This window comes from Novosphingobium sp. (assembly GCF_049240505.1).
Classification (GTDB): domain Bacteria; phylum Pseudomonadota; class Alphaproteobacteria; order Sphingomonadales; family Sphingomonadaceae; genus Novosphingobium.
The window spans coordinates 1-2,035 of sequence record NZ_JBMLSM010000052.1; the positions used below are offsets into that span (position 1 = coordinate 1).

At 61.2% G+C, this 2,035-nt stretch carries 3 protein-coding genes; all 3 read right to left on the minus strand.

What is annotated here, in order from left to right; translation table 11 throughout:
* On the minus strand, positions 1-735 hold a 735-nt coding region (locus tag ACOVQ0_RS04650; RefSeq protein ID WP_421880733.1), incomplete at its 3' end, for a type III pantothenate kinase.
* Positions 719-1,450 (minus strand): biotin--[acetyl-CoA-carboxylase] ligase, encoded by a 732-nt coding sequence (locus tag ACOVQ0_RS04655; RefSeq protein WP_421880736.1) that lies wholly within the window; start codon positions 1,448-1,450, stop codon positions 719-721. The genes ACOVQ0_RS04655 and ACOVQ0_RS04650, both read right to left, overlap by 17 nt.
* Positions 1,451-1,454: 4 nt before the next feature.
* The coding region (locus tag ACOVQ0_RS04660) for an NADH-quinone oxidoreductase subunit N (protein ID WP_421880740.1) at positions 1,455-2,035 on the minus strand (581 nt) is incomplete at its 5' end.

Consider the following 2,035-nt stretch of genomic DNA (forward strand, 5'->3'; position numbering starts at 1 on the left):
TAGATCGGTGTCTACATGATCAAAAATATCGGTATGATCGCCAAACAGCACGGCCAGGCCGCCGGTGGCCACCACCTTCGCAGGCCGCCCGATTTCGGCCCGCATCCGCGCTATCAGGCCTTCCATCATCGAAACATACCCCCAGAACACGCCGATGTGCATCTGGTCTTCGGTGTTGCGCCCGATGACGCTTCTCGTGCGCGTGGGTGCTTCGATCGCAATGCGCGGCAGCTTGGCCGCCGCGTTGACCAGCGCATCGAGCGAAAGATTGATGCCCGGTGCAATGATTCCGCCTTTATAGGCGCCGTTGAAGTCCACCACATCGAACGTCGTCGCCGTGCCGAAATCCACGACGATAAGGTCGCCCGGATACTTCGCGTGCGCCGCAACCGCATTCACCGCCCGGTCCGCGCCCAGCGAACGCGGTTCGTCCACATCCGCCTCAAATCCCCATTCGACCGGAGGCTGGCCCGCCACCAGCGGATCGAGGCCAAAATACTTCTGCGACAGGACCGTAAGATTGTGCAGCGCGCGCGGCACGACCGTGGAGATCAGGATCTGGTTCACCGCCTTGGCATCAAGCCCTTGCAACTGCATGAGCTGGAGCAGCCATACGGCATATTCATCAGCCGTCCGGCGCGGATCGGTTGCCACCCGCCAGCGCGACTTGATCTCGCGCCCCTGAAACAGGGCGAAGACGATGTTGGTATTGCCGACATCAACCGCCAGAAGCATGGGAACCCACCATATCTATGTCGCCCGCGTGGATGGCACGGACTGCGCCATCCGCCAAGCGCAGAAGGGCAACGCCATCATCGTCGATACCACCAAAAGCACCGATGATCGTGCCCTGATCGCGGTCCTTTACCGAAACCAGCGTTCCGGTTGGCAAGGCGCGCGCCAGCCATTGCTGGCGCAACAACGGCCATTCGCCAAAGTGCCAACGGTCCACCGCATCGCGGAACCGCACAGCCAGTTCCGCAGCGAAATCGTCGCGGCTTACCTGAAAGCCCAGCGCAGAAAGGCTCACCGTAGCACGGTCCGCAAGATCGGGTGCCTGCGCCAGATTGACGCCAATCCCCACGACCACAGCATCCCCATGCCGTTCCAGCAGGATACCCGCCAACTTGGCTTCATCTACCAGCAGGTCATTCGGCCATTTCAGCCTGAGATTCTGCAGTGTGGGAGCCAGCGTGGATACAGCTTCGTGCGCTGCCAGCCCTGCAACAAGCGCAAGGGTCTGCGGCAGCGGATCGTTGGAGCGCAACTGCACCACCGTCGATCCCATGAAATTGCCGTAGCCATCCGACCACGCCCGCCCTGCCCGCCCGCGCCCGGCACTCTGCCGGTCCGCGATCAGCCAGTTACCTTCGTTCAGACACTCTCCCCCACCAAGGCGCGCAAGCAGCGCACCGTTGGTCGAAGGGATTTCCGCGACGGTTTCGATCAATGGCTCAACCGACCGGGAACAGTGCGGCGGCAGCGTAATCCGCCAGCGTGCCAAGGCACTTCGTGCCAAGGTAACCCAGTGGAGATATTGCCAGCGTCGACAGAACCAGCAGCACGGTGTGCGACGTTTCGCCAGCGCCCTTCACCACGTCAGCCGGTTCGTCGAAGTACATGACCTTGACGACCTTGAGGTAGTAGAACGCACCGATCACCGAAGCCGCGATACCAATGGCAGCAAGCACGATCATGTCGGCCTGCACCGCAGCCTGAAACACCACGAACTTGCCCCAGAAACCGAACAGCGGCGGAATACCGGCAAGGCTGAACATCACCGAAGCCATCGCCAGCGCAATCCACGGACGGGTCTTGGAAAGACCGGCAAGGTCCGAAATCGCCTCAACCTGATTGCCGTTCTCATCCCGCAGCAGCAGCACGGCCACGAAGCCCGCAACCGACATGGCGACATAGATCGCGATGTAGACCAGCATGGCCGAAGCGCCCGCCTTGGTCGCGGTGGCAAGGCCGATCAGAATGAAGCCGACATTGTTGATCGACGAATAGGCCATCAGGCGCTTGATGTTGTTCT